This is a genomic window from Streptomyces sp. NPDC003300 (assembly GCF_040610915.1).
GTDB lineage: Bacteria > Actinomycetota > Actinomycetes > Streptomycetales > Streptomycetaceae > Actinacidiphila.
The window spans coordinates 1-23,176 of record NZ_JBEXNE010000039.1; the positions used below are offsets into that span (position 1 = coordinate 1).

At 72.3% G+C, this 23,176-nt stretch carries 23 protein-coding genes; 11 read left to right on the plus strand and 12 right to left on the minus strand.

The features are described from left to right. Positions 1–287 precede the first annotated feature (287 nt). Positions 288–1,373 (plus strand): substrate-binding domain-containing protein, encoded by a 1,086-nt coding sequence (locus ABZX65_RS33760; protein ID WP_355348987.1) that lies wholly within the window; start codon positions 288–290, stop codon positions 1,371–1,373. 127 nt (positions 1,374–1,500) lie between these two features. Here ABZX65_RS33760 and ABZX65_RS33765 read toward each other — a convergent pair whose 3' ends face one another. Then, on the minus strand, positions 1,501–1,896 hold the full coding sequence (locus ABZX65_RS33765; protein ID WP_355348990.1) for a YkvA family protein: 396 nt from the start codon (positions 1,894–1,896) through the stop codon (positions 1,501–1,503). A gap of 347 nt (positions 1,897–2,243) precedes the next feature. Between ABZX65_RS33765 and ABZX65_RS33770 the strand changes: the two genes are divergently transcribed. Then, the gene (locus tag ABZX65_RS33770; protein ID WP_355348993.1) at positions 2,244–2,543 is read left to right on the plus strand and encodes a WhiB family transcriptional regulator; all 300 of its coding nucleotides are present in this window, start codon (positions 2,244–2,246) and stop codon (positions 2,541–2,543) included. Here the strand turns inward: ABZX65_RS33770 and ABZX65_RS33775 are convergent. The 3 genes from ABZX65_RS33775 to ABZX65_RS33785 form a co-directional block, all read right to left on the minus strand. Then, complete coding sequence (locus ABZX65_RS33775; RefSeq protein ID WP_355348996.1) at positions 2,524–4,407, minus strand: RecQ family ATP-dependent DNA helicase; 1,884 nt, start codon at positions 4,405–4,407, stop codon at positions 2,524–2,526. The genes ABZX65_RS33770 and ABZX65_RS33775 overlap by 20 nt on opposite strands. A 256-nt stretch (positions 4,408–4,663) precedes the next feature. Next, positions 4,664–4,930 carry a GlsB/YeaQ/YmgE family stress response membrane protein gene (locus tag ABZX65_RS33780; protein WP_355348999.1) on the minus strand — a complete coding sequence of 89 codons (267 nt, stop codon included), beginning with the start codon at positions 4,928–4,930 and terminating at the stop codon, positions 4,664–4,666. A gap of 274 nt (positions 4,931–5,204) precedes the next feature. Beyond that, on the minus strand, positions 5,205–5,552 hold the full coding sequence (locus ABZX65_RS33785) for a chaplin (protein ID WP_355349002.1): 348 nt from the start codon (positions 5,550–5,552) through the stop codon (positions 5,205–5,207). Between the two features lie 361 nt (positions 5,553–5,913). Here ABZX65_RS33785 and ABZX65_RS33790 point away from each other — a divergent pair, with 361 nt between their 5' ends. After that, positions 5,914–6,105, plus strand: coding sequence for a DUF4236 domain-containing protein (locus ABZX65_RS33790; RefSeq protein ID WP_188283018.1), 192 nt, complete (start codon positions 5,914–5,916; stop codon positions 6,103–6,105). Between the two features lie 41 nt (positions 6,106–6,146). On the opposite strand, the gene ABZX65_RS33795 is transcribed toward ABZX65_RS33790, so the two are convergent. Beyond that, the gene (locus ABZX65_RS33795) at positions 6,147–6,524 is read right to left on the minus strand and encodes an MmcQ/YjbR family DNA-binding protein (protein ID WP_188283019.1); all 378 of its coding nucleotides are present in this window, start codon (positions 6,522–6,524) and stop codon (positions 6,147–6,149) included. A gap of 201 nt (positions 6,525–6,725) precedes the next feature. On the opposite strand from ABZX65_RS33795, the gene ABZX65_RS33800 reads away from it, so the two are divergent. Beyond that, complete coding sequence (locus ABZX65_RS33800) at positions 6,726–7,136, plus strand: SsgA family sporulation/cell division regulator (protein ID WP_355349006.1); 411 nt, start codon at positions 6,726–6,728, stop codon at positions 7,134–7,136. 14 nt (positions 7,137–7,150) lie between these two features. Here the strand turns inward: ABZX65_RS33800 and ABZX65_RS33805 are convergent, their stop codons facing one another. Both ABZX65_RS33805 and ABZX65_RS33810 read right to left on the minus strand, forming a co-directional pair. Next, positions 7,151–8,173 (minus strand): DUF6745 domain-containing protein, encoded by a 1,023-nt coding sequence (locus ABZX65_RS33805; RefSeq protein WP_355349114.1) that lies wholly within the window; start codon positions 8,171–8,173, stop codon positions 7,151–7,153. A gap of 91 nt (positions 8,174–8,264) precedes the next feature. Beyond that, positions 8,265–8,591, minus strand: a complete 327-nt coding sequence (locus ABZX65_RS33810) for a hypothetical protein (protein ID WP_355349009.1) — start codon at positions 8,589–8,591, stop codon at positions 8,265–8,267. A 195-nt stretch (positions 8,592–8,786) separates the two neighbouring features. Between ABZX65_RS33810 and ABZX65_RS33815 the strand changes: the two genes are divergently transcribed. The 6 genes from ABZX65_RS33815 to ABZX65_RS33840 all read left to right on the plus strand — a co-directional run bounded on the left by ABZX65_RS33815 (position 8,787) and on the right by ABZX65_RS33840 (position 14,905). Continuing rightward, positions 8,787–9,749, plus strand: a complete 963-nt coding sequence (locus ABZX65_RS33815; RefSeq protein ID WP_355349012.1) for an STM4015 family protein — start codon at positions 8,787–8,789, stop codon at positions 9,747–9,749. 130 nt (positions 9,750–9,879) lie between these two features. Beyond that, positions 9,880–11,193, plus strand: a complete 1,314-nt coding sequence (locus ABZX65_RS33820; protein ID WP_355349015.1) for an STM4014 family protein — start codon at positions 9,880–9,882, stop codon at positions 11,191–11,193. Beyond that, positions 11,190–11,996: an STM4013/SEN3800 family hydrolase gene (locus ABZX65_RS33825; RefSeq protein WP_355349018.1), complete on the plus strand. Its 807-nt coding sequence runs from the start codon at positions 11,190–11,192 to the stop codon at positions 11,994–11,996. The genes ABZX65_RS33820 and ABZX65_RS33825 overlap by 4 nt, the downstream gene beginning before the upstream one ends. Further along, complete coding sequence (locus ABZX65_RS33830) at positions 11,993–13,453, plus strand: STM4012 family radical SAM protein (RefSeq protein ID WP_355349021.1); 1,461 nt, start codon at positions 11,993–11,995, stop codon at positions 13,451–13,453. The genes ABZX65_RS33825 and ABZX65_RS33830 overlap by 4 nt, the downstream gene beginning before the upstream one ends. 10 nt (positions 13,454–13,463) lie before the next feature. Continuing rightward, entirely contained in the window at positions 13,464–14,366 is a 903-nt protein-coding gene (locus ABZX65_RS33835) for an STM4011 family radical SAM protein (protein ID WP_355349024.1), read from the plus strand. A gap of 89 nt (positions 14,367–14,455) precedes the next feature. Beyond that, complete coding sequence (locus ABZX65_RS33840) at positions 14,456–14,905, plus strand: MarR family transcriptional regulator (RefSeq protein WP_355349027.1); 450 nt, start codon at positions 14,456–14,458, stop codon at positions 14,903–14,905. Between the two features lie 22 nt (positions 14,906–14,927). On the opposite strand, the gene ABZX65_RS33845 is transcribed toward ABZX65_RS33840, so the two are convergent. Then, positions 14,928–16,496, minus strand: a complete 1,569-nt coding sequence (locus ABZX65_RS33845) for an altronate dehydratase family protein (RefSeq protein ID WP_355349030.1) — start codon at positions 16,494–16,496, stop codon at positions 14,928–14,930. A gap of 381 nt (positions 16,497–16,877) precedes the next feature. After that, positions 16,878–18,989 carry an MFS transporter gene (locus ABZX65_RS33850; protein WP_355349033.1) on the minus strand — a complete coding sequence of 704 codons (2,112 nt, stop codon included), beginning with the start codon at positions 18,987–18,989 and terminating at the stop codon, positions 16,878–16,880. Positions 18,990–19,507: 518 nt separating this feature from the next. Here ABZX65_RS33850 and ABZX65_RS33855 point away from each other — a divergent pair. Then, on the plus strand, positions 19,508–20,386 hold the full coding sequence (locus ABZX65_RS33855) for an SMP-30/gluconolactonase/LRE family protein (RefSeq protein WP_355349036.1): 879 nt from the start codon (positions 19,508–19,510) through the stop codon (positions 20,384–20,386). Positions 20,387–20,437: 51 nt separating this feature from the next. Here the strand turns inward: ABZX65_RS33855 and ABZX65_RS33860 are convergent, their stop codons facing one another. The 3 genes from ABZX65_RS33860 to ABZX65_RS33870 form a co-directional block, all read right to left on the minus strand. Next, on the minus strand, positions 20,438–21,439 hold the full coding sequence (locus ABZX65_RS33860) for a LysR family transcriptional regulator (protein ID WP_355349039.1): 1,002 nt from the start codon (positions 21,437–21,439) through the stop codon (positions 20,438–20,440). Positions 21,440–21,641: 202 nt separating this feature from the next. Beyond that, positions 21,642–22,406 (minus strand): SDR family oxidoreductase, encoded by a 765-nt coding sequence (locus ABZX65_RS33865; RefSeq protein ID WP_355349042.1) that lies wholly within the window; start codon positions 22,404–22,406, stop codon positions 21,642–21,644. Continuing rightward, complete coding sequence (locus tag ABZX65_RS33870; protein ID WP_355349045.1) at positions 22,403–23,161, minus strand: SDR family oxidoreductase; 759 nt, start codon at positions 23,159–23,161, stop codon at positions 22,403–22,405. The genes ABZX65_RS33865 and ABZX65_RS33870 overlap by 4 nt, the downstream gene beginning before the upstream one ends. Between the last annotated feature and the right edge of the window lie 15 nt (positions 23,162–23,176).

A 23,176-nucleotide genomic window follows, 5' to 3' on the forward strand; every position in this document is an offset into this window, starting at 1 on the left:
GGGCCCCCCCCGGCGGCGCGGGGCCCCCCCCCCCCCGCCCCGCGCCCCCCGGTCCTGCCGTGAGCGGTATGACACATATCCGACCCGTGAAAGCGCATTGCCCCGAACGCCCGGCTTCGGATTCACATGTTGTAGGCGTTGCCTCATGAGGCGACGACAGGAGAGCCCAATATCGATTCAATGAATCGATCCGATGTTTACTTCTTGACGTACGGAGCGTCACGAGAGTTGACTCGCCTGCACCCGGGTCGCGGTGTTGCGGCCCAGTCAGGGAGGGGCAACCGCGCATGAAGGCAATGACGCGACGGCTCATCGTCGGAACCGCCGCCGTTTCGCTCGCGCTCACCACCGTGGCCGCCTGCGGCAAAACCCATGACAAGTCGTCAGGCGGCGGCAAGGACAAGACGATCGGCCTGCTGCTCCCGGACACCACGACCACCCGGTACGCCAAATTCGACCGTCCCCTGATCGAGGCCAAGATCAAGGAACTGTGCTCGGACTGCAAGGTCAGCTACGACAACGCCTCGGCCGACCCGGCGAAGCAGGCGCAGCAGGTCAGCAGCATGATCGCCAAGGGCGTCAAGGTGCTCATCCTGGACGCGCAGGACTCGGTGGGCATCCAGTCCTCGGTGCAGGCCGCGGTCGACAAGGGCATCAAGGTCGTCGCGTACGACCGCCTCGCGCAGGGTCCGGTGTCCGCCTACGTCTCCTACGACAACGAGAAGGTCGGCGAGTTGCAGGGGCAGGCGCTGCTGGACGCCATGGGTCCCAAGGCCGTTCCCACCTCGAAGATCGTGATGATCGACGGCGACCCGGCCGACCCGAACGCCGCCGCCTTCAAGGAAGGCGCGCACAAGATCCTCGACGGCAAGGTGAACATCGCCTACGAGCAGTCGGGTCTGTGGAAGGACACCGTCGCCAACCAGAAGGTCACCGCGGCGATCACCCAGCTCGGCAAAGCCGCCATCGCCGGTGTCTACTCCGCCAACGACGCCATGGCGGGCGGTATCGCCACCGCCCTCAAGGGTGCGGGCATCAACCCGCCGCTGACCGGTCAGGACGCCGAACTCACCGCGATCCAGCGGATTCTGGCGGGCACTCAGACCAGCACCGTCTACAAGGCGTACAAGCCGGAGGCGGACGCCACCGCGCAGATCGCGATCGACCTGCTGAACGGCAAGGATGTCAAGTCCGTGGCCGACGGCACCGCCAAGAGCGGTTCCGGCCAGGACGTCCCGGCGAAGCTGCTGGACGCCATATCGGTGACCAAGGAGAACATCAAGGACACGGTCATCAAGGACGGTCTCTACACCACCGCCCAGATCTGCACCGCCGAATTCGCCCAGGCGTGCAAGGACGCCGGCATTCAGTAGGAGACGCTTCGAGCGGGACGCGCATCCGACGGATGACGCGTCCGGCGAGAAACCTCCGGCAGCGGTTTCGACCGGCCGGGTCAGGGGCGCGTACCGCGTACGCCGTATCCCTCGGCCCGGCCGGTGGTCACACCGCCGAACCCTTCGGGGGCAGCGCGCCGCCGCGCGGACCGTCGGACTCCCAGCTCACGAAGCGCCCCGACTCGCGGACCAGACCGGTCATGAACCACAGCACCACCGCCGAGTCGTCCGTCCACCCGAGAACCGGGATGACGTCCGGGATCGCGTCCAGCGGCGAGACCACGTAGATCGCCGCCAGGACCGTGAAGGCCAGCAGCTTGGCGCGCGACAGGCCCGGATAACGGCGGTGCAGAACCGCGCTGACCAGACGCGGTGTCGCCACCAGCCGCCGGAACAAGCCCGGTTCGCCCGGGCGGCGCGTCTCGCGGTACAGGCCCCACGCGGAGCGGCCGGTGCGCAGCGGCACGGGCGCCCTGCTCGGCTTGCGGTCGCTTCTGGCCATGGCGGCGGCTCCTTCGGCGTACGGACGGACATGGATACGGGGCGAGGCCGAGTGGAGACCTGACGGCCTCCGGTCGGGCGGGGACCTCACGGCCTCCGGTCGGTCGGGAACCTCCCGGCCTCACTGTCACCGCCTACCCCCGATCCGGCCGTGCGTGACGCCGCCACGCCCGACGGGAGGCGTCCGAGAGCGAATCGGGTCATCGGGTTGTCGGATGTCCGTAAGGCTTCGGGCGCCGCCGCCCTCACAAACTCCTCACGTTGAGCGCCGACCGCCTGGGCAGGCGAGTACCCATGGGCCCGGTACGTGGGCCCGACACTCCGCACCCGACGAAAGGCGGTGTCTCCGTGAGCTGGCAACACCAGGCCGCATGCCGCACCGAGGACCCCGAACTCTTCTTCCCCGTGGGCAACGCCGGACCGGCCAAACTCCAGGTGCAGAAGGCCCAACGGGTCTGCGCGGACTGCCCGGTCAGGGAGACCTGCCTGAGCTACGCCCTCGACATGGGCGAAAGCCTCGGCGTGTGGGGCGGCACCAGCGAGGAGGAACGCCGCACCCTGAAACGTCGGAGGTCTCGGCAGCAGGCCGCGGTGGCCCGCGCGTCGGCGGGCACCGCGGAGCCGCATGTCACGCACCGCGCCCCTTGACCGGCGTCAGCAGATCCCGCTCCAGGACGACGGACAGCGACAGGGTCCGGTATCCGGCGGATTCGAAGAGCACGGTGACCGTGTCGTCCGCGACGCCCATCACCTCGCCCTGACCCCATTTGTCGTGCAGGACCCGGACGCCGGGCGCGTACCGACCGTGCGAAGCGGCCGCGGCCCCGGCGTCCGGCCGTCCGCGGTCGCGGCGCCAGATACGTGCCCGGCTCCCGCCCCGCGCGGCTGCCGCGGCTGACTCCCGGCCGCCGGAACCGGACTCCGCGTCCTGTCGGGAGTCGCCCCGCGAGCCCGTACCGCGCAGGACACCCGCGTGACGGTCCCTTTCGGGGGCCGGGGCGCCGGGTCCGGCCGCCGAACCGCACGTGTCGCAGTTGCCGCAGCCTCCGGGGAGCGCCTCGCCGAAGTAACCCAGCAGGAACGCCCGCCGACAGCCGTCGGTCTCCGCGAAGCCGCGCATCATGTCCACGCGGGACTGCTCCAACTGCCGGTGGCTGTCGGCGGTTTCCAGCGCCCGCTCCACCGCGGCCTTCCGCGCCGCGGCCGTCGCGCACTCCGGCGTCAGCGACACCTTCCCGTCCGCCGCCGTACGGACCGCGCCCGCCTGCCCCAGCAGATTGAGGACACCCGTCAACCGGCTCGCCGTCAGGCCGGTGTCGCCGCGCAACGCCGTCACGGAGACCGCGGCGGGCTCCTCGGCCGCCTTCTTCCCGGCCGCCTTGCCCGTCGTCCGCTCGGCCGACCGCTCGGCGAGCTGGTCCGCGACCAGGGTGAGGGCGTCGGCGTCCGGGCGGCCGGAGGAGAAGAACCGCCGCAGCCCCAAGTCCTGCGGCCGGTAGGCCATGTACGCCCGCGCCGGTTCCCCGTCGCGGCCCGCGCGGCCGATCTCCTGGTAGTACGCGTCGAGCGATCCCGGCACCGAGGCGTGCACCACGAACCGCACATCGGGCTTGTCTATGCCCATGCCGAACGCCGAGGTGGCCACGACGACCGCCAACTCCCCGCGCTGGAAACGGTCCTGGACGGACGACCGCTCCGCGGCGCGCAACCCCGCGTGGTACGCGGCGGCGGACACCCCCGCCTCCCGCAACTCCTCGGCGTACGACTCGGATTCGCGCCGGGTCGCCGTATAGACGATGCCGGAGCCGGTCTCGGCGCCGACGCGGTCGAGGACCGCGCGCCGCTTGGCCTTCTCCTCCTGGAAGTAGCCGACCGCCAGATGGATGTTGGGCCGGTCGAACCCGGCGATGACCTCCTGGGCGCCGCGCATGCCCAGCAGTTGAAGGATCTCCGCGCGGACCGGCGCCGCCGCGCTCGCGGTGAGTGCCAGGACCGGCGGCCGGCCGATCCGTTCGCGTACGGCGCCCAACCGCAGGTAATCAGGGCGGAAGTCGTGGCCCCAGGAGGAGACGCAGTGCGCCTCGTCCACCACGAACAGCGCGGGACGGGCCTGCTTCAGCCGCAGGATGACGTCCTCCCTGGCCAGTTGCTCGGGCGCGAGGAAGATGAAGTCCAGGTCGCCGCTCTCCACCCGGTCCCAGGTCTGCGCGTTCTCCGCGTCGCGGTGCGTGGAATTGACCGATGCCGCGCCCGGTCCTTCGTGCTTGAGCAGCCCCTCGACCTGGTCGCGCTGGAGGGCGATCAGCGGGGACACCACGACCGTCGGCCCCTTCAGCAGGACGCCCGGCACCTGGTAGACCGCCGACTTCCCGGCACCGGTCGGCATCACGACCATGACGTCCTGGTGCCGCATCACCGCCTTCATCGCCTCCAGTTGCGGCGGGCGCAGGCTCGGCCAGCCGAACACGTCACGTGCGCAACGCCGTAGCCGACGGGCGGTCGATCCGAACATGCTGCTCCCTGCGGTCGTGGTGGTTGAGGCGGTCGGTCGATGAAGGTCGGCCGATGAAGGTCGGTCGATGAAGGTCGGGCGTCGGAGGGGGAGGGCGCCGGGGCGGTGTCGTGGGTGCGGGTGACCGTCGGCGGCGCGATCGGGCAGACGGAAGGCGCCCTTCCCGGGGTCGGGTTCCATGCGGAACTCCTCAAGGAAAGGCGCCTGCGTTCATATCATCCGGATGCCGGGTGTGGCCGGGACCAGGACTCATGGATCACCGACGGCGCGGGCTCGACCTGTCGAGAGCGGCGATGCCGACAGCGGCCAGACCGATCTGGATGAGCCACTCGATCCAGTCGACTCCGCTGGTGTCGTCGACGTTGAGACCGTGGGCGATGGCGGCTCCGATGATGGCCGCCACGATGCCGATCAGGATGGTCCAGATGACGCCGATGTGCTGACGGCCGGGGACCACGAGCCGACCGAGCACGCCAATGATAATGCCGATGATGATGGCGCTGATGATGCCGGAGATCTCCATGACGTCCCTTCTTGTCGTACGTGGCCACCCACGTGCGTTCTCGGGGGTCGTCTGCCCTTGAAGGACGCGAACACGCATTCGGCCCCGGGCGAGGGGGAGTTGGGCCCAAAGGGGTGCTTCACGCGGCCGGGTCCGAGGGGTTCGGGCCCGCGGCCTCCCGGCGTGAAGCGTTCTGGCATGCGGTGTTCCGGAAGGGAGCGTCCCGGCATGGAGCGTCCCGGCCGCCGGCCCTTGCGGGCGGCGACCGGGACGGGGTGCTCAGGAAGCGGTCCGACTACTTGCAGTCGTCCTTGGCCTCGGGGTGCCAGACGTGACCCTCGTGGCCCCAGTGACCCATGCCGTCGTGGTTCGCGCCGTCCCAGTCGGCGCTCTCGTGGTGACCGCCGCCGTTGTAACAGGTGTTGCCGAAGGCGGGGTTCAGCGCGCCGATCAGGTTGATCGAGTTGCCGCAGGCGTTGATCGGCACGTCGATCGGGACCTGGATCAGGTTGCCCGACAGGACGCCGGGCGAGCCGATGGCCGCGCCGGTGGCGTCGGCGTCAGCGGCGGCGACGCCGCCACCGGCAAGCACGATCCCGCCGACGAGCGCGGCCAGGACGGCGCCGTTGCGCATGAGCTTCATGGGTACTCCTTTGGTGCTGGTGGTCTGCACTGAGCCCACCGGCATGCGGAGTGTGATCATCCGCCTTACCGGTGTCCGCACTCAGAGTTCGCCACCCGTCGTCGGCCCGGTGGCTGCCGCGCCCGCAAGTCACTCGTCCGGACGGCAGCGAACACCGCTCCCCGGGTGAGCCCGCGGCCCGACTGCGCCGGACGGCTCTGCCGAACGCCTCTGCCGAACGCCTCTGCCGAACCCCTCGGCCCGGGGCCTCGGCGGTATCGAACGGTCGGAACGCGGGCGGACGGCGACGGTTCAGGAGTCGTCGGGGTGAGGCGGTGTCAGCTGGGCAGACGAGCCGACAGGCCAACCACCGGAGGACACCATGCCGCTGACGTTCCGTAAGTCGTTCCACATATTTCCCGGCGTACGTATCAACGTGAACCGGAAGTCGCTGTCCCTCACGCTCGGACGCAGAGGCGGCGCGCACCGCACCTGGTCGACCACGGGACGGCGGACGACCTCCGCGGACCTGCCGGGCCCCTTCGGCTACCGGCACACCGACCGGCGCAAGTGATCGGCGCGGGCGACCCGCCCCGCCCGTCTCGGAGACCCGTCTCAGAGACCGGAATCCCGCACGAGGGCTCGCGGCGCCTGGCAACGCCAGGCGCCGACGAGCAGCTCCCGCAGCTCGTCCTCGGCGACGGCCTTGAGCCGTACGAGCACGGCGGGGAATCCGTTGTAATGCGGCTCGGTGAAGAACTTCGCCGGGTCTGAGGCGAGGAGCGCCTCCTTCTCCTCCTGGCCCGCGACCCGGACGGCCACCACGTCGGTCCGCGGGACGCGGGCCTGCTTCGGGTCGGTCCGCTCCAGCCACACCCAGGCGAATTTCTTGTGCCTGCCGCCGTTCGGCACCGATACGGACATCCCGTCGTCCGCCGCCACCGCCTCCGGCAGGGTCAACGCGATCCGGCGCACATCGTGATGATCAGCCATCTCCGCATCCTCCATGGAATGCGGGTGCCCGCGCCCGTGGTGGCCATGCCCCGCCGGGAAATCCGCCGGGCGGCGTACCGGCGGCCGGTATGTGAGCGGCATGTGATCCGCGGGCGGGGGCACACGGAGCCTCAGAGGTCGAGGACCTGTCCGGTAGTACCGCCACCGGCCGCGTCCCGTCGTTCGGCGAAAAGAGACTCGATGCCCGACTCCTGCTGCCACACGGTGACGGCGTCGATGCCGCTGCCCAGCGGCCACTGGCTGCGGATTCCGGCGTGGATGGCCTACGACCCGCAGGACTGCCTCGCCGTGCGGATGACCTTCGGCCTCGGCGGCCCCGAGACCGCCACCTGGATCTTCGCCTGGGACCTGCTGGCCAGGGGCCTGACCGGAGCCGTCGGCCTCGGCGACGTCCGGGTCACGCCCTCGGCCGGAACCGGCTCCCGGCTGCTGATCCGCCTCGGCCGTCCCGGCCAGGACGCCCGCGTCGAGCTGGACGCCGCCCCCGTGCGCCGCTTCGTCTCCTTCGCCCGGGAGCGCGCCCCGCTCGACACCCGGACCGTCCGGTCCGCCCTGGACGCCGAGCTCTCCCGCATCGTCGAACGCGCCTAGGGCCTGTCCGGCGGTCAAGTCTGGCGCAGCGGCACGTAGGTGTCGGCGGTCAGGCCGAAAGTCCAGGCCACGCCCTCCTTCGCCGTGCTGGTGCCGGGCGGCACCCGCAGCCAGTACGTACGGCTCGTGCCGTCCGGCTCCGGCGTGGAGTTGACGACCTCGACCATCGTCACGTCCTCGTCCCCGGTCAGCGCGATCCGCCAGAGGATGCCGGTCTCGTCCCGGTGCACGGGGACCGCGCCCGACTCGGTCAGATAGCGGTCGTAGCCGTAGTGCTCCAGCATGACGCGGCGCAGCTCCGCGTTCTCCTCGCCGCGTATCCGCTCAGGCGTGAGGGTGCCCAGCTCACGCAGGAACTCGGCGGGGACCGGCATGCCGCGCCAGGCGTGCAGCGCGAAGCCGTCGGGGAAGGCGAGCGCGGGACCGTCGGCCCGGTCGAGGCGGCCCGCCTCGTCGCGGTGCAGCTCGGCGGGGCGCTCGCAGACGATCGCGACCCGCTCGTACGGCCACCACCAGCCCGCCGAGCGGGCGACCGCCGCCAGCCCGTCCAGCGGGGAGCCCTCCCGCGTGTCGAACGCGCACAGCCAGGCCGCCTCGTGCTGACCGAGGACCGCGTCGAGCAGCAGCAGCCGGATCTCCGGCTCCTCCTTCCGCCCCCGCGCCAACTCCTCGACCACACCGGCCCTGATCCGGCCCGCCAGCGCCTGCGTCCCCTCCCACAGCCGCGCCCCGGTCGCGTTCCACCGCTCGCTCCAGCCCGCGGGGCCGAGCGCCGCGTGCAGCCGGGCCCGCTCCGCGGCCCACGGCCGTCCGCGCACCTCGTCCCGCACGCTGTGGCCCTTGCCGCGCGTCCCCTGAAGCGCGGCCTCCGCGCGCAGCATCGCCACGGCCGCGCGCGGCGATCCGGCCCAGCGGACGCGCTCCGGCTCCGCGAGCCCCGCGCGCCGGTACGCCAGCCGCACCCCCGCCTCGGCCGCCGCGCGGTCCGCGGATCCGGTGGCCACGGCGGCCTGCCTCCACTGCTCGACGGTCGACATGCCGTCCCCTCCCATGAGTTCTGCTCCCTGCCCTCGACGTGCTGTCCTGCCGTGCCCGCGCGCCCGGCCCCCGGGCGCCACCGCGGGAAGCTCAGTCGGCGACCACGCGGACCGAGCCCGGTACGTACTCCCGCTGCCGCACCACGCGGTACCAGCCCTTGGGCAGCGATATCGCCGCGTGCTCCTCGTGCACGACCCGTCCGCCGTCCGGCAGATGCAGCAGCATCGGCGCGAACGGGGCCGGCGGGCTGAAGAGCCGTCCCGGTCCCATGACGGCGTGCGCGTGACCCGTCACCTCGCCCAGCGCGAGGACGAGCCGGCCGCGCGCGTCCCGCGGCTCCTGCGGCGCGTCGTCCATGTGCGGCGGCAGCGCCGCCTCCTCGGTCGGCGCGATGAGGACATCACCCTGCCGGTACATCGCTCTCCCTCCGCGCGGCGCTCCGTGCACCGCGTCGACACCGACCGTAGGCGCGGGGTCTGACAACGGCTCAGAGTCGGCCCGGCCGCAGCCGTTGTCAGTGCGGCTTGGTAGAACTTGCTCACACATCGGCCGGTGATCGCCGCGGCCGAATTCGTACGGCCGTCGAATGTCGAACGTCAGGAGCAGGCGGACATGACCATCGGGAACCACATGCGGGAGCTGCACGGCCTGCCCACCTTCGACTTCCCCGGACCCGACGACAAGGGCACCGACCTGCCGGAAGCGGACGCCGCCGCCTGGCGGATCGGCGTCGACTCCTACGACAGCGAGGAGAAGTGGGAGGACGCCTTCGCCCGGTTCACCCAGGCCGTCGACATCACGCGGGTGCGCGCGCTGATCGTCGGTTCCTGGAGCGAAGCCTACGAGAGCGGACCGGAACCGCTGATCGCGGCCATCTTGTCCGTGAAGGACCGACTGCCCGCGCTGCGGGCCCTGTTCCTCGGCGACATCGTGGGCGAGGAGTGCGAGATCTCCTGGATCAACCAGGGCGATGTTACCCCGCTGCTCGACGGCTTCCCCGAACTGGAGTCGTTCGGGGTACGCGGCGGACAGGACCTGGCCTTCCCCGCCGTGACGCACGCCCGGCTGCGCTCGCTCACCGTCGAGACCGGCGGCATGCCCGCGCAGGCCGTCCGCGGCATCGCCGCCAGCGACCTGCCCGCGCTGGAACACCTCGACCTGTGGCTCGGCACCTCCGAGTACGGCGGGGACAGCGAGATCACCGACCTGGCGCCGTTCCTCACCGGCGCGCTGCTGCCCAAACTCCGCTCGCTGGCCCTGCGCAACAGCGAGATGCAGGACGAGATCGCCGCGGCCCTCGCCTCCGCGCCCGTCGTGGCCCGGCTGGAGACCCTCGACCTGTCGATGGGCGTGCTGACCGACGAGGGCGCCACGGCGCTGCTCGCGGGCCAGCCCCTCACCCACCTCAAGACCCTCGACCTGCACCACAACTACCTCACCTCGCCGGTCGCCCGGCGCCTGCGGGAAGCCCTCGAACCGTCGGGCGTCCACGTCGAACTGGACCGCGACGACGCCGACGAGGAAGTCGATGACGACGACGAGACCGTGTGGCGTTTCGTCGCCGTCGGCGAGTAGCCGGTCGTTCCGTCAGCCGTCCAGCCGGTCGCCGCCCGGCCGATGACCACCGCCGGGCGGCGGACCGGTGACCGGTGACCGTCCATCAGCGCCGGGCACGTGGGCGACCAGGGGAGAGGGGGAAGGTGACGTGAGAGACGAACCGCGCTTCGCGGTCGTCGGCAACCCGGAGAACCGGCGGGTCAGTCTCTTCGCGCGCGCCGCGACCGAGGCCGGGCTGCCCGCGCCCCGCGTTGTGCCCTGGCGCGACGTCCTGCGCGAGGGCGGCGCGACCTTCGCGGCGGACGAGGTCGTACGGCTCGACTCGCCCGGTGAGGACGCCGAAGTGGACCGCGCGCTGCGGGACATGGACGACCCCACGCGGGTGGAGGGCAGCGCCCGCTGGTACGCCCGATTCACCGCCGCCGTCCGCACCCTGGACGGCGGCAGGCGGCTGGACGACCCGGACGAACTGGCGGTGCTGTTCGACAAGCGGCGCTGCCACCGGAGGCTGGCCGAGGCCGGGGTGCCCGTACCCGCCTCGCCCACCTCGGGTGCCGCCGCCCCCGCGGTGCGCGGCTGGGCCGACGTACGGGCGCTGATGCGCGAGCACGCCATGCCGCGCGCCTTCGTCAAACTCGCCCACGGATCGTCGGCCTCCGGGGTGCTCGCCGTGGAGACGGCGGGCGGCGGGCGCGTCCAGGCCACCACGTCCGTCGAGTCGGCGGACGGACGCCTGCACAATTCGCTGCGAGTGCGCCGTATCACCCGCGAGACCGAGATCGCCGCGCTGGTCGACGCGCTCGCACCGGACGGCCTGCACATCGAGCGCTGGCTGCCCAAGGCGTCGCTGCACGGGCGCGTCGCCGACCTGCGGATCGTGGTCGTCGACGGCCGCGCCACGCACGCCGTGGTGCGCACCAGCCGCTCGCCGCTCACCAACCTCCACCTGGGCGGCGCGCGCGGCGACCTCGGCGCCGCGATCGAGGCCGCGGGCGTCCGGTGGGAGCAGGCACTGGAGATCTGCGAGCGGGCCGCCGCCTGCTTCCCCGGCACGCTGTGCGTCGGCGTCGACCTGCTCCCCGCGATCGGCTGGCGGCGCTTCGCGGTCGGCGAGGTCAACGCCTTCGGCGACCTGCTGCCGAGGCTCACCGGACTGCCGGGCAGCGGAGCGGAGGGCGTGGACACCTACGCCGCCCAGATCGCCGCCGTACGCGCCCGCGCCGCGTCGCCGACCGGAGTCCGACCGCCGTACGCACCGGTCGCGTACGAACCGGCCGCCGATGAATCCGCCGCCTCGCCCGAACCGGCGCCGCACGAACAACCCCCACTCGTACCGGCACCGCGCGGCGCGGCACGTACCAGCAGGCCACGAACCGTCGCACCACCAAGCGCCGAGGACCCGACATGCGACCCTCTGACGCTTCCGCGCCCGCCCTCCTGGGCGGCGGAGGCCCGGACATGAACGAGGTGGTGGGCCGCGACGACCTCCTCCTGATCACCCTCGACACGCTCCGCCACGACGTCGCGGCCGAGTTGGCCGCGGCCGGCCGCATCCCGCATCTGGCGCGCCATCTGCCGGGCGGGCGCTGGGAGCAGCGGCACGCGCCCGGCAGCTTCACCTACGCCTCGCACCAGGCGATCTTCGCCGGATTCCTGCCGACCCCGGCGGCGCCCGGACCGCACCCCCGGCTGTTCGCCGCGCGCTTCGCCGGGAGCGAGACCACCGAGGCGGGCACGTACGTCTTCGACACGCCCGACCTGGTGTCCGGGCTCGCGGCGGCCGGATACCGCACCGTATGCATTGGCGGCGTCGGTTTCTTCAACAAGCGCGGCGCGCTGGGCGACGTCCTGCCGGGACTGTTCCAGGAGAGCCACTGGGAGCCGGAGTTCGGCGTCGCCTCGCCCACCTCCTTCGAGGCGCAGGTCGCGCGCGCGGAGCAGGTCGTCGCCGAACTGCCCGCCGACCAGCGGCTGTTCCTCTTCCTCAACGCGTCCGCGCTGCACCAGCCCAACTGGTTCCACACACCGGGCGCCACCCGCGAGGCCGGTGACACCCGCGCCACGCACGCGGCGGCGCTGGAGTACATCGACCGGCACATCGGACGTCTTTTCCACGCCATGGCGGCCCGCCGCCGCTGCTTCGCCATCGTCTGCTCCGACCACGGCACCACCTACGGAGACGACGGCTACACAGGTCACCGCCTCGGCCACGAGGCGGTCTGGACGGTGCCCTACGCCCACTTCTTCCTGGAGCCGTCCTCATGAACGCGCCGATCTCCACGACCACACCGACCACCACGACCGCGCCGACCAGCACGACCGCGCCGACCAGCACGGCCACACCGGTCTCCACGGCCACGCCCGCCGACGCGCCGTCCCCTGACCAGCCCGCGCCCCCCGCCGACAGTCCCTACCAGAGCTACGTCTACGCGTATCCGCACAAGACCGCCTACCGCCCGCTGCCCGACCGGCCCGCGCTGAGCGGCCTGTGGCAGGCGGAGCCCAAGGACGCGCTCTCGCTCTATCTGCACATCCCGTTCTGCGAGGTCCGCTGCGGATTCTGCAACCTCTTCACCCGCATCGGCGCGCCCGGCGAGCTGACCACCCGCTATCTCGACGCGCTCGACCGGCAGGCCACCGCCGTCCGGGACGCGCTCGGCGACAGCGAGCCGCTACGGTTCGCCACCGCGGCCTTCGGCGGCGGCACCCCCACCTTCCTGACGGCCGCCGAACTGGAACGGCTCTGCGACATCGCCGAGCGCCGGATGGGCGCCGACCTGCGCGCGATCCCGCTCTCCGTCGAGGCGTCGCCCGCGACCGCCACCGCCGACCGGCTCGCCGTCCTCGCCGACCGCGGCGCCACCCGGCTCAGCCTCGGTGTTCAGAGCTTCGTGGACGACGAGGCGAAAGCCGCCGTACGGCCCCAGCGCCGCGCCGACGTCGAAGCCGCGCTCGCCCGCGTCCGCGACGCCGGTATCCCGGTCCTCAACATCGACCTCATCTACGGCATCGACGGCCAGACCCCGGCCAGTTGGCGCACCTCGCTGGAGGCCGCGCTGCGCTGGCGGCCGGAGGAGCTGTACCTCTACCCGCTGTACGTACGGCCGAAGACCGGCCTGGAGAGCCGCACCGCCGTCAGCGACCCGGCCTGGGACGAGCAGCGGCTGCGGCTGTACCGACAGGGCCGCGACCACCTCCTGACGCACGGCTACGAGCAGGTCTCCATGCGGATGTTCCGCCGGGCCGACGCCACGCCCCAAGGGCCCGACGACCACGCCTGCCAGACCGACGGCATGATCGGCCTCGGCTGCGGCGCCCGCTCCTACACCTCCACGCTGCACTACTCCTTCGACTACGCCGTCGACATGCGCGAGATCCGCGCGATCATCGACGAGTACACCACCACCGACGACTTCACCCGCGCCGCCCACGGCCGCCGGGTCGACGCCGACGAGGCCCGCCGCAGGCACCTGCTCCAGTCGCTGCTGCAAGCCGACGGCATGCCCCTGGCCGACTACCGCGACCGCTTCGGCACCGACGCCCACGCCGACTTCGCCGCCGAGATCGACCGCTTCGCGGCCCGAGGCTGGCTCGACGACGAGGCCCCCGCGACCGGCCGCATACGGCTGTCCCCCGAAGGACTCGCCCACTCCGACGCCCTCGGCCCCGAACTGTTCTCACCCCGGGTCCGGGCGGCGATGGCCGCGTACGAGCTGAAGTGAGGACGCCGCCATGGATCTGACACTGCTCTACCGCGGCCCGCTCGCCTCCTGCGACTACGACTGCCCGTACTGCCCCTTCGCCAAGCGCCGCGACAGCCCCGCGCAACTGCGCGCCGACCGCGCCGCGCTCGCCCGCTTCGCGCACTGGGCGCGAGAACAGCGGGGCGACCGGCTGTCCGTGCTGTTCACCCCGTGGGGCGAGGGCCTGGTCCGCTCCTGGTACCGGAACACCCTGGCCGAGCTGTCGCACGAGCCGCACATCGACCGGGTCGCCATCCAGACGAATCTGAGCTGCCGCACCGACTGGCTCGCGGACGCCGACCCCGGCACCCTCGCCCTGTGGTGCACCTACCACCCCGGCCAGACCCCGTACGACCGCTTCCTGCGCAAGACGCGCGAAGTGGCCGACCGCGGCGTCCGGTTCAGCGTCGGCGTCGTCGGGCTGCCGGAACACCACGCGGACGCCGCCCGGCTGCGCGCCGCGCTGCCCGGCCACGTCTACCTGTGGGTGAACGCCGCCGAGGGCCACACCTACACCGACGCGGAAGCCGACGCCTGGACGGCCCTCGACCCGCTCTTCCCCTACAGCCGCCACCCGCACCGCTCGGCCGGCCTGCCCTGCCGCACCGGCGAGTCCGTCCTGTCGGTGGACGGCGACGGCACGGTCCGCCGCTGCCACTTCGTCCGCGCCGAACTGGGCAATCTCTACGACGGCTCCTACCGGGCCGCCCTGGCCCCCCGCCCCTGCCCGCTGGCCGTCTGCGACTGCCACATCGGCTATGTCCACCTGGAGTCGCTGCCGCTCTACGACGTCTTCGCGGGCGGAGTCCTGGAGCGCGTCCCCGCGGACCGCACGGCCACCGCGCCGGAAGCGGGCGCCGCGGGCGGCAGGGCCCTGCTGCCGCTGATCTGACCCGCCGTCACCCTCGGAGGCCGCGGGGGACGGCGGCGGACCCACGGGGAGAACGGGCAGGTGGGCCGCGCGCCGGATAGTCTTGGGCGGTGGGCAGCGAACCGAGACCGCAGGCCGGAACGGCCGCTGAGCTGATGAAGGCCATGACCCGGCTCCGGGCCCGGCTGCGGGCCGAGTCGGCGACGGACGACATGCGGTGGACCTGGTCGCAGATCACCACGCTGGGGCGCATCGTGGACGAGGGCCCCACCACGGCGAGTGATCTGGCCGCGGCCGAACACGTACGGCGGCAGTCGATGGCCGAGACGCTCGCGGCGCTGCGCGACGGCGGGCTGATCACCTCGGGCAAGGACCCCGCCGACGGCCGCAAGACGCTCCTGCACGCGACGGCCGAGGGCCGGGCGCTGGTCGAGACCATCCCCGCCGTCCGGGAAGCCTGGCTGGAGGCGGCGGTACGCGATCTGCTCCGGGCCGACGAGCGCAGGACGCTGCTGAAGGCGGCCGAGATCATGAACCGCCTGGCGGACAGCGACCGTTGACCCGCCGCCGGGGTCCGGCCTCCTACAGCACGGCCCCCATGCGCCATGGCACGATCTCCTCGGCCCCGAAGCCGAGCGCCTCGGACTTGCTCGGCGCGCCGGAGGCCATGTCCACCAGCGTCTCGAAGAGCCGGGTGCCGTACCGCACGTGCTCGTCGCGGGACATCGCCGGGCCGGCGTCGAAGTCCATGTCGCCGCTCATGTGCTGGTAGAGCCGACTGGTGGTGCTGATCTTCAGACAGGGCACGGGCCGTGAGCCGAACAGCGAGCCGCGACCGGTGGTGAAGGCCAGCAGATTCGCCCCGCCCGCGACCATGCCGGTGGCCGACACGGGGTCGTATCCGGGCGTGTCCATGAACGTCAGACCGGGCGCCGTGACCGGCTCCGCGTAGCCGACGACTCCGTTGAGCGGGCTGCTCCCGCTCTTGAGCACCGCACCGAGCGACTTCTCCCAGATCGTGGTGATGCCCCCGGCCCTGTTGCCCTTGGAGGGATTGTTGTCCAGCGCGGCGCCGTGCCGGGTGACGTACCGCTGCCACCACGCGATCAACTCGTCGAGCCGCTCGGCGATCGCGGGCGTGGCGGCGCGGTCGCGCAGCAGGTGCTCGGCGCCGTAGATCTCCGGGGTCTCGCCCAGGACGACCCGCCCGCCCGCGGCGGCCAGCAGATCGGCGGCGACGCCCAGCGTCGGATTGGCCGTCAGCCCCGAATAGGCGTCGCTGCCGCCGCACTGGAGTCCGAGGGTGAGTTCGTGCAGGCCGACCGGCTCGCGGGCCAGCGTCGCCAGGGCGCCGACCATCTCGGCGACGCGGTCGAGGGCGGCGTTCACGGTCGCCGCGGTGCCGCCGAGCGCCTGGATGGTGAGCGTGCGCACGGCCGGATCGTCGCCGAAGACGTTCTCCGGCTGGTTCACCTCGCAGCCGAGACTGACCGTCAGCACACCGGCGATGTTCACATGGCGCGCGTAGCCGCGCAGGGTGCGCCGCAGCAGGTCGTCGCCCTCGGTGCCCTCGGCCATGCCGCAGCCGAGGTCGTGGGTCAGGGCGATGACGCCGTCCAGGCCCGGCGCCCCGGCGTGGCGGTCGTTGGCGGCCTGGGCGATCATCCGGGCCACGGTCGCCGAGCAGTTCACCGTCGGGAGCACGGCCAGGTAATTGCGGGTGGCGGCACGGCCGTCGGCGCGCCGGTAACCGAGGAAGTGGTCGCGGGTGGCCTCGGCCGGGGGCCGCCAGGCCGGGGGAGCGGGCCGCGGCGCCCCGGCGCGGGCGGTGGCGTCGCCGAGGCCGAGATTGTGGACGTGTACGTGTTCGCCGGGCCGGATGTCGCGGGCGGCGACACCGATGACCTCCCCGTACTTGCGGACCTCGGCGCCCGCGGCGATGGGGGAGACGGCCACCTTGTGGCCCGCGGGGATGTCGTCGGCGGCGGGGACCACACCCCGCGCGACCCGTACGGGCGTGCCCGCCGCCACGTCCGTCCGCACCAGCCCGATGTTGTCAATGCCGGGCCGTGCGACCAGCGGGACGGCCGGTTCACCGGCCGTCCGCGCGGGCGCCGCCGCGCCGGTGTCCGTTCCGCGCACGTTCGTCATGCGCACACCGGCCGGACGGAGTTCGGAAGGAGACCCGCGCCGGAATCCGGCGGGAGATCCCCGAACACCGAGGGAAAGCTCACCCACTCATCCGCTGTGTGCGCTGATTCAGGGTCCCGTTCCGCGAATCCACCGCGGCGGATTTCCGGCAACACTTCAATTGCGCACAGGGGACTGGAAAGTGGGATGTCCATACCTCAGGACGATACGTGCGCACCGCGGCGACAGTGAAGCGTGGATGTCGGAACAGCCCTATTCGGAAAGCGGATCGGCCCAGTTCAGAGCCGGGAGGCGGGGCACTGCCCGGACAACACCGCCGACCCGTATCGCATATGGGCCCGATCCGATTTCCGGATACCGACTTCACGTCGGGAGCGGGGCTCAAGCCTGCTTGCCGAGCGCGGACAGATCATCGGTGGTGATGACGTCCGCCTGGCTCGGGAACACCTTCTCGGTCAGCACGCGGTGGACCTCCGGATCGGGGTCGCCGGTCGCGTCCTTGAGGACGTAGAGCCGGTAGTCCTCGTCGGCGGCGTGCCGCACGGTCGAGAGCACCACGCCCGAGGTGGAGAGCCCGGCGAGGACGAGGGTGTCGATCTCCTGGCCGAGCAGCGTCGGGTGGAGTCCGGTGGCGGCGGAGAACGCGCCGACCCTGACCTTGCGCACCACGACGTCGCCCTCCCGTACGTCGAGCGCGTCGTGCAGGTCCGCCTCCGGGCTGCCGTCGGCGAGGAACCCCTGCCGGGCGACGGGGGCGAAGGACTTGTTGCGGTCGGGCACGGCGGCGAAGTCCTCCGGCGCGAAGGCGACGCGGACGTGGACGACGCGGATGTCCAGCGAACGTGCCCAGGCCAGGGCCTGTTGGGCGCGGGCGAGCACGGCCTCGCCGTCGGGAACGGCGGCCAGGACCGCGGGCTGGAAGTCCATCAGCAACAGGGCGGTACGGGAGGCGACGACGGGCTGGGCGGGGGTGGTCATGTCGGTACTTTCTGAGAGACGCGGATCACCTGAGCGGTGCGGTTCAGCGGTGTGGTCGTGTGGGGCGGGGGGATCGACCGTCGCCGCGGAGCCCTGTCGGACACCGGCCAGGTGGCGGTCGAAGACGGTCATGAGGAGGACGACGGCGCCGATGGCGACCAGCGACCACGAGATGCGGTGCAGGCCGGTGTCGTCGACGCGGCTGTGGAAGGCGATCCCGGTGATGGCCGCCGAGGCGATCGAGCCGATGTACCCGAAGGTGCGCAGCAGCCCCGAGGCCGTGCCGACGCTCTCGGGCGGGGACTCGCGGTAGAGGACCGTCTGGTTGGCCACGGTGCTCGCCCCCGAGGTGAGGCCGAACAGCGCGGTGACGGCGACGACGGCGGCGACCGGTGTGTGCGCCGTGAGCGGCAGGGCGGCCGCCGCGCCGAGCAGCAGCAGGACCGCGGAGCCGATCAGCACGCCCCGCACCGATGTGCGGCGCGAGGCGATCCGGGCCGTGACGGCCGACAGGGCGCCCATCGGGACGAGGACCAGGCCCGCCTGGTACGCGGACAGCCCGTGCGCGGCCTCCAGCCACTGGGTCAGACCGTAGAGGATCACATAGGTGCCCATCAGCGTCAGCCCGTTGCGCAGATACGTGCGGGTCAGCGCGGGCTTCGAGGCGAGCAGCCGCACATCGAGGAACGGACGGGCGGCCCGCAGTTCCCAGGCGACGAGTGCTCCCGCCAGGACGACCGCGGCCGCCAGCGCGGTCCAGTCCGGCGTGGGCAGCCCGGTCAGGAAGACCAGGAGCGAGGTGAGGGCGCCCGCGAAGCCCGCCATGCCGACGACGTCGATGCGTACGGCCAGCTCGCGCGGTGAGCGGCCCCCGGCGCGGGCGGGGTCCTTGTCGATCCACAGCAGCGCCATCGCGAAGGCGGCACCGGCGGCCGGGACGTTGACCAGGAACGCGGTCTGCCACCCGAGCCCGCCGACGAGCAGCCCGCCCACGGCCGGGCCGATCGCCACGGTGGCCGCACCGGCGACCGCCAGACCGCCGAGGACGTTGCCCGGCGGATCCTGGAGACCGACCGCGGTCGCCCGGCGGCGGATCAGCAGCATCGCGGAGGGGTAGGCGGCGGACGTGCCCGCGCCGATCAGGACGCGGGAGAGCACCAGGACGGGCAGATTCCAGGCGATCGCGCCGATCACGCCCGCGGCGAGCACGATGAGCGTGCCGGTCAGGAACACCCGGCGCGGGCCGAACACCTCCGCCAGCCGTCCGGCCGCGGGCTGCGCTATCGCACTGGTCAGATAGAGGCTCGAAATCAGGATCGCGGTCCGCCCGACCGGTATGTCCAGCGAGGCGGCGATGGGGACCAGAGCCGTCGCGATCACGGAGCTGTTGACCGGATTGAGCGCGGCCCCCGTGTACAGCGGGGTCACGAAGCGCGCGCCGAAGGGCTTTCCCCGCCCGTCGCCGTGCGCCCCGCTGACGGGTACCGGTACGGCACCGCGTGCGATGACCTTCACCGCGTGACTCCTCTCGCTTCCCGCGCCCGCCGGTCCCCTGCCGCCCGCGCTCGGGCGTGGTCCAGGGCGGGTCGCAGCGGCCTCAAATAGGCAGGCTGCCTGTCGAATAGATTAGCAGGTTGCCTGCCTATCTGTGAGGGGTCTCCTTGCAGGGTCCTGCTCGGGGTCCCGTGCGAGGTCCCCGTGTGGGCTCAGGACATGGCGAGGGCCCTGGTGGCATTCCGAACGGCCGCTGGGCGCGGCGGCCCGCGCCGTCATCAGAGCCGTGCTGCACGCACCCCGGCCGGAGGGGACGAACGCCGTGCCACCGCTGTGAATTGGGCCGTGCGCGACCACGGGAAACGGCCCATTCGCAGCCCGGATCCCCGCCATCCGCTATCCGCCGTTGACAGTGGCCACGGCTGCGGGCGAGGTTGTCCGGCAGGGGCCGCCGTGACTGCCCGGAACAGCACGCAGAAGAGGCACGCGGCCGAAGAACACGCGGGAAAACGTGGAAGTCACGCGGAAACGGAGTCGTCATGGGCAGTGTGCGGACCTACACCGATCTGGATGTCGCGGTGCGCAGCGACACCTCCGAGGTGGGGGAGGGCCCTGTCTTCGACCCCAGGACCGGCCGGCTGGTGTGGGTCGACATCTACGGCGGCACGGTCTACGAGGACGACCTGGCCACCGGGCGGCAGACCGTGACGGAGGTCGGTGTCATGGTGGGCGCGGTCGCGCCGCGGGCCCACGACGACGGGTTCGCCGCCGCCGTGGCCGGCGGATTCGGCTTCGTCGTCGACGGCGTGACCACCGTCGTCGACCCGGTCCTGCCGGAGCCGAACCTGCGGATGAACGACGGCAAGGTGGACGTCCGCGGACGGTTCTGGGCGGGCAGCAACGACATGCGGTTCGCCCCCGGCCAGGGACGGCTCCACCGCTGGGACGCAGACGCCCCGAGCGTCGTCGTCGCGGACGGGCTGGTCCTGCCGAACGGACTGGGCTGGAACGCCGACAACACCGTGATGTACCTGGCCGACAGCTACGCCCGACTGCTCTACCGCAGCGCGTTCGACGCCGACTCCGGGGAACTGGGCGGCCTTGAGGTCCTGACGAAGACCGAGGGCTCCGGGGTCCCCGACGGCCTGGCGGTCGACGTCGACGGCTGCTTCTGGACAGCCATGCACGGCGGCGCCGAGGTACGGCGCTACGACCCGGCGGGCCGCGTGATCGGACGCGTACCGGTGCCCGTCCCGCAGCCCACGAGCTGTGCCTTCGGCGCCGACGGCAGGCTGTACGTCACCTCGGCCCGCGAGGGCCTGTCCGCCGAGGATCTGGAGCGCTCCCCGCTGTCCGGCTCCGTCTTCGTCGTCGCCACGGACACGCGCGGCGTCCCCGTGGCGGCCTTCCGCGGCTGAGACGGGAAGGCCGCTCCGGGGGCGTACGGCGGCGGCGTCCGGGCGACCGGCTCAGGCCGTCGGCGGAAGGGGCCGTACGCTCGCCGGGAGCGGCGTGCGGCCCTGCGCGTTGAGGAAGGCGCAGACGGCCGCGTTGCTCGAACGCCGGCGGGGCCAGAACAGCGCGACGTCCCGGTGGGCGGTGGGCGACTCGATACGGCGGACGGTGAGACCGTCCGTCGTCGTTGTCTCCACGGCCAGTTGGTTGATGATCCCGATGCCGAACGCCGACCGGACAAGGGCGATGAGCGTCGCGGGATGATCGGTGAGATAGGCGATGTCCGCCTTCGACTCGTACTCCCCGAGCATGTGCCGCAGGTCGTAGCCGCCGCCCTCCTCCTCGGAACCGGCCGGATTGCCGATGAGGGGCCGGGAGAGGATGTCGTCCACGCGGACGGTCGCCTTGGTCGCCAGCGGATCGTTGTCCCGCATGACCGCGACGATGTCCTCCCGCCAGATCGTGCGGTGGCACAGCGTGGGCTCGCGCATCTTCGGCAGCGTCGGCCGGAAGGCGATGTCGACCGTGCCCGTCGCGACGGCCTCCTCCAACGTGGCCGCGGTCCCTTCCCAGAGCTCGACGGTGAGACCGGGATGGTCGGCCTTGAGGACCTGGAGGAGCGTCGGGAGATAGGTGGAGCTGACCGACGGGTAGCTGGCCACGGTGAGGTGAGCGACGATCTGGTCCTGCGTACTGCGGGCGGCGTCGACACCGCGCTGGAGTTCCTGGAGCGCCGCCCGCGCGTGACCGTAGAAGAGGTCACCCGCCTGCGTGGTGCAGACCGGGCGGGCCTTGCGGTCGAAGAGCGTGACCCCCAGGGCGTGTTCCAGCGCCGCTATGTGCGCGCTGACCCGCGACTGCGAAAGGTGCAGAGTATGCGTGGCGGTGCCGAATCCGCCCCGGTCGGCGACCGCGAGGAAGCTGCGCAGCCACGCTGTCTGCAGCGACATCGCGTCGCGGGGAACCGTGGTCCCCTGCTCGGACGGGACGTCGTTGTCACCTGTGGACAGGGTCACTGACGGTTCCTTTCGTGTGCGGCCAAATTACCCGATCGCCCCCCGGGCCACTACGGGCGTGCAGGACATCAATGCCTGATCAGCGCGGTCCGGCCGGGGACCGGGGCTGCCTCTCGCGGACGGCGTCGTCCGCGAGAGGCGGCCCCGGCGGACCCCGGACCGTCACTCCCCGGCGTACGGCCGGTCCCCTTCCGAGGACGGCTCACGCCGCGGTCAGGCCGCCGTCGACGATCAGCGCCGCGCCGTTGATGAAGCGGCCGTCCGGGCCCGCGACGAAGGCGATCGTGGCGGCGATCTCCTCGGGCGAGCCGAGCCGTCCGTCCAGTTGGCGGGCGGCCATCGCCTGCCGGGCCGCGAGCGGATCGGGGGCGTTCGCGACGATCTTGTCGATCCACTCGGTCGCGACGGTGCCGGGGCAGACCGCGACGCACCGGATGCCGTCCTTGGCGTGGTCCACCGCGATGGCCCGGGTCAGCCCGACCAGCCCCGCCTTGGAGGCGCAGTACGCGGCCCGCCGGGCGAGGCCGACCTGGCCCGCGACCGAGGCGACGTTGACGACCACGCCACCGCCGTTGTCGAGCATGAGCGGCAGCATCGCGCGGGTGGTGAGGAAGGGCCCGGTGAGATTGACCGACAGGACGCGGTCCCAGTCCTCGTCGCTGGTCTCCAGCACCGTCGCGGCGAGTCCGGTGCCCGCGACATTCACCAGCAGCGCGGGCGTCCCCAGCGTGACGGCGACTTCCCTGGTGACCGAGCCGACCGCGTCGGGATCGCGCAGGTCGACAGGGAAGGCGCGGCCCGTACCCCCCGCCTTCTCGATCTCCGCGCAGGTCCGCGCCAGGCCGTCGGCGTCGATGTCCAGCACCGCGAGGTCGTATCCCGTGTCCGCCAACCGGAGCGCCGTGGCCCGGCCGATGCCGGACGCAGCCCCGGTGACCACCGCGACCCGCGGCTCCCGGGCGCTCACGAGTACGCCAATCCGGGAAGCGCGCCGTCCATCGCGTACCCTCCGTCGACGTCGAGACCGGCTCCGGTGGTGTAGCACGCCTCGTCGGACGCCAGGTAGCAGATGGCCGCCGCGATCCACTCGGGCGGCGCGATGCCCAGCGGCACGCGGGACTCCAGCGCCCGCTCGACGGCGGGTGTGTAGATCGGGTCGCTCATGCCGGTACGCACCGGCCCCGGCCGTACGCAGTTGACCGTGATGCCGTGCGGGGCGAGTTCGGACGCCATGGTCCGCGTCATCGCCTCGAGACCGCCCTTGGTCGCGGTGTACGGCGCGGCGCCCGGTTCGGAGACGACGGCGTGCACCGACGAGACGTTGACGACGCGTCCGGGAGTCTTCGTGTCGACCATCATCCGCGCCACCGCCTGGGCGAGGAAGAACGGCGCCGTCAGGTTCACCGCGAGGACGCGGTCCCAGTCGGCGCGGCTCACGTCGAGGAAGGGCGCGATGCGCAGGATGCCCGCCACATTGGCGAGCACGTCGACGCGCCCGAAGCGCGACCGCAGGGTGTCGGTCAGGACGTCGGCGGCGTCCGCCGCCGCGACATCGAGGGTGAGCGTGCTCAGCCGGTCGCGGTCGGGCTCGGGCCACGGTGCGTCATGGCGGAGGTCGACCGCGAGCACCTGGGCGCCTTCGGCCAGCAGCCGTACGGCGGTGGCCCGGCCGATACCGGAGTTGGCGCCGGTGACCACCGCGACTTTGTGGGTGAATCTCATTGATCGCCTGCTTCT

What these genes read in the sequence shown, in the direction of transcription:
- ABZX65_RS33760 (WP_355348987.1), top strand. Translation starts at nt 288, where the DNA reads ATGAAGGCAATGACGCGACGGCTCATCGTCGGAACCGCCGCCGTTTCG.
- ABZX65_RS33765 (WP_355348990.1), bottom strand. Translation starts at nt 1,896, where the DNA reads ATGGCCAGAAGCGACCGCAAGCCGAGCAGGGCGCCCGTGCCGCTGCGC.
- ABZX65_RS33775 (WP_355348996.1), bottom strand. Translation starts at nt 4,407, where the DNA reads ATGTTCGGATCGACCGCCCGTCGGCTACGGCGTTGCGCACGTGACGTG.
- ABZX65_RS33780 (WP_355348999.1), bottom strand. Translation starts at nt 4,930, where the DNA reads ATGGAGATCTCCGGCATCATCAGCGCCATCATCATCGGCATTATCATT.
- ABZX65_RS33785 (WP_355349002.1), bottom strand. Translation starts at nt 5,552, where the DNA reads ATGAAGCTCATGCGCAACGGCGCCGTCCTGGCCGCGCTCGTCGGCGGG.
- ABZX65_RS33790 (WP_188283018.1), top strand. Translation starts at nt 5,914, where the DNA reads ATGCCGCTGACGTTCCGTAAGTCGTTCCACATATTTCCCGGCGTACGT.
- ABZX65_RS33795 (WP_188283019.1), bottom strand. Translation starts at nt 6,524, where the DNA reads ATGGCTGATCATCACGATGTGCGCCGGATCGCGTTGACCCTGCCGGAG.
- ABZX65_RS33800 (WP_355349006.1), top strand. Translation starts at nt 6,726, where the DNA reads ATGCCCGACTCCTGCTGCCACACGGTGACGGCGTCGATGCCGCTGCCC.
- ABZX65_RS33805 (WP_355349114.1), bottom strand. Translation starts at nt 8,173, where the DNA reads ATGTCGACCGTCGAGCAGTGGAGGCAGGCCGCCGTGGCCACCGGATCC.
- ABZX65_RS33810 (WP_355349009.1), bottom strand. Translation starts at nt 8,591, where the DNA reads ATGTACCGGCAGGGTGATGTCCTCATCGCGCCGACCGAGGAGGCGGCG.
- ABZX65_RS33815 (WP_355349012.1), top strand. Translation starts at nt 8,787, where the DNA reads ATGACCATCGGGAACCACATGCGGGAGCTGCACGGCCTGCCCACCTTC.
- ABZX65_RS33825 (WP_355349018.1), top strand. Translation starts at nt 11,190, where the DNA reads ATGAACGAGGTGGTGGGCCGCGACGACCTCCTCCTGATCACCCTCGAC.
- ABZX65_RS33830 (WP_355349021.1), top strand. Translation starts at nt 11,993, where the DNA reads ATGAACGCGCCGATCTCCACGACCACACCGACCACCACGACCGCGCCG.
- ABZX65_RS33835 (WP_355349024.1), top strand. Translation starts at nt 13,464, where the DNA reads ATGGATCTGACACTGCTCTACCGCGGCCCGCTCGCCTCCTGCGACTAC.
- ABZX65_RS33845 (WP_355349030.1), bottom strand. Translation starts at nt 16,496, where the DNA reads ATGACGAACGTGCGCGGAACGGACACCGGCGCGGCGGCGCCCGCGCGG.
- ABZX65_RS33855 (WP_355349036.1), top strand. Translation starts at nt 19,508, where the DNA reads ATGGGCAGTGTGCGGACCTACACCGATCTGGATGTCGCGGTGCGCAGC.
- ABZX65_RS33870 (WP_355349045.1), bottom strand. Translation starts at nt 23,161, where the DNA reads ATGAGATTCACCCACAAAGTCGCGGTGGTCACCGGCGCCAACTCCGGT.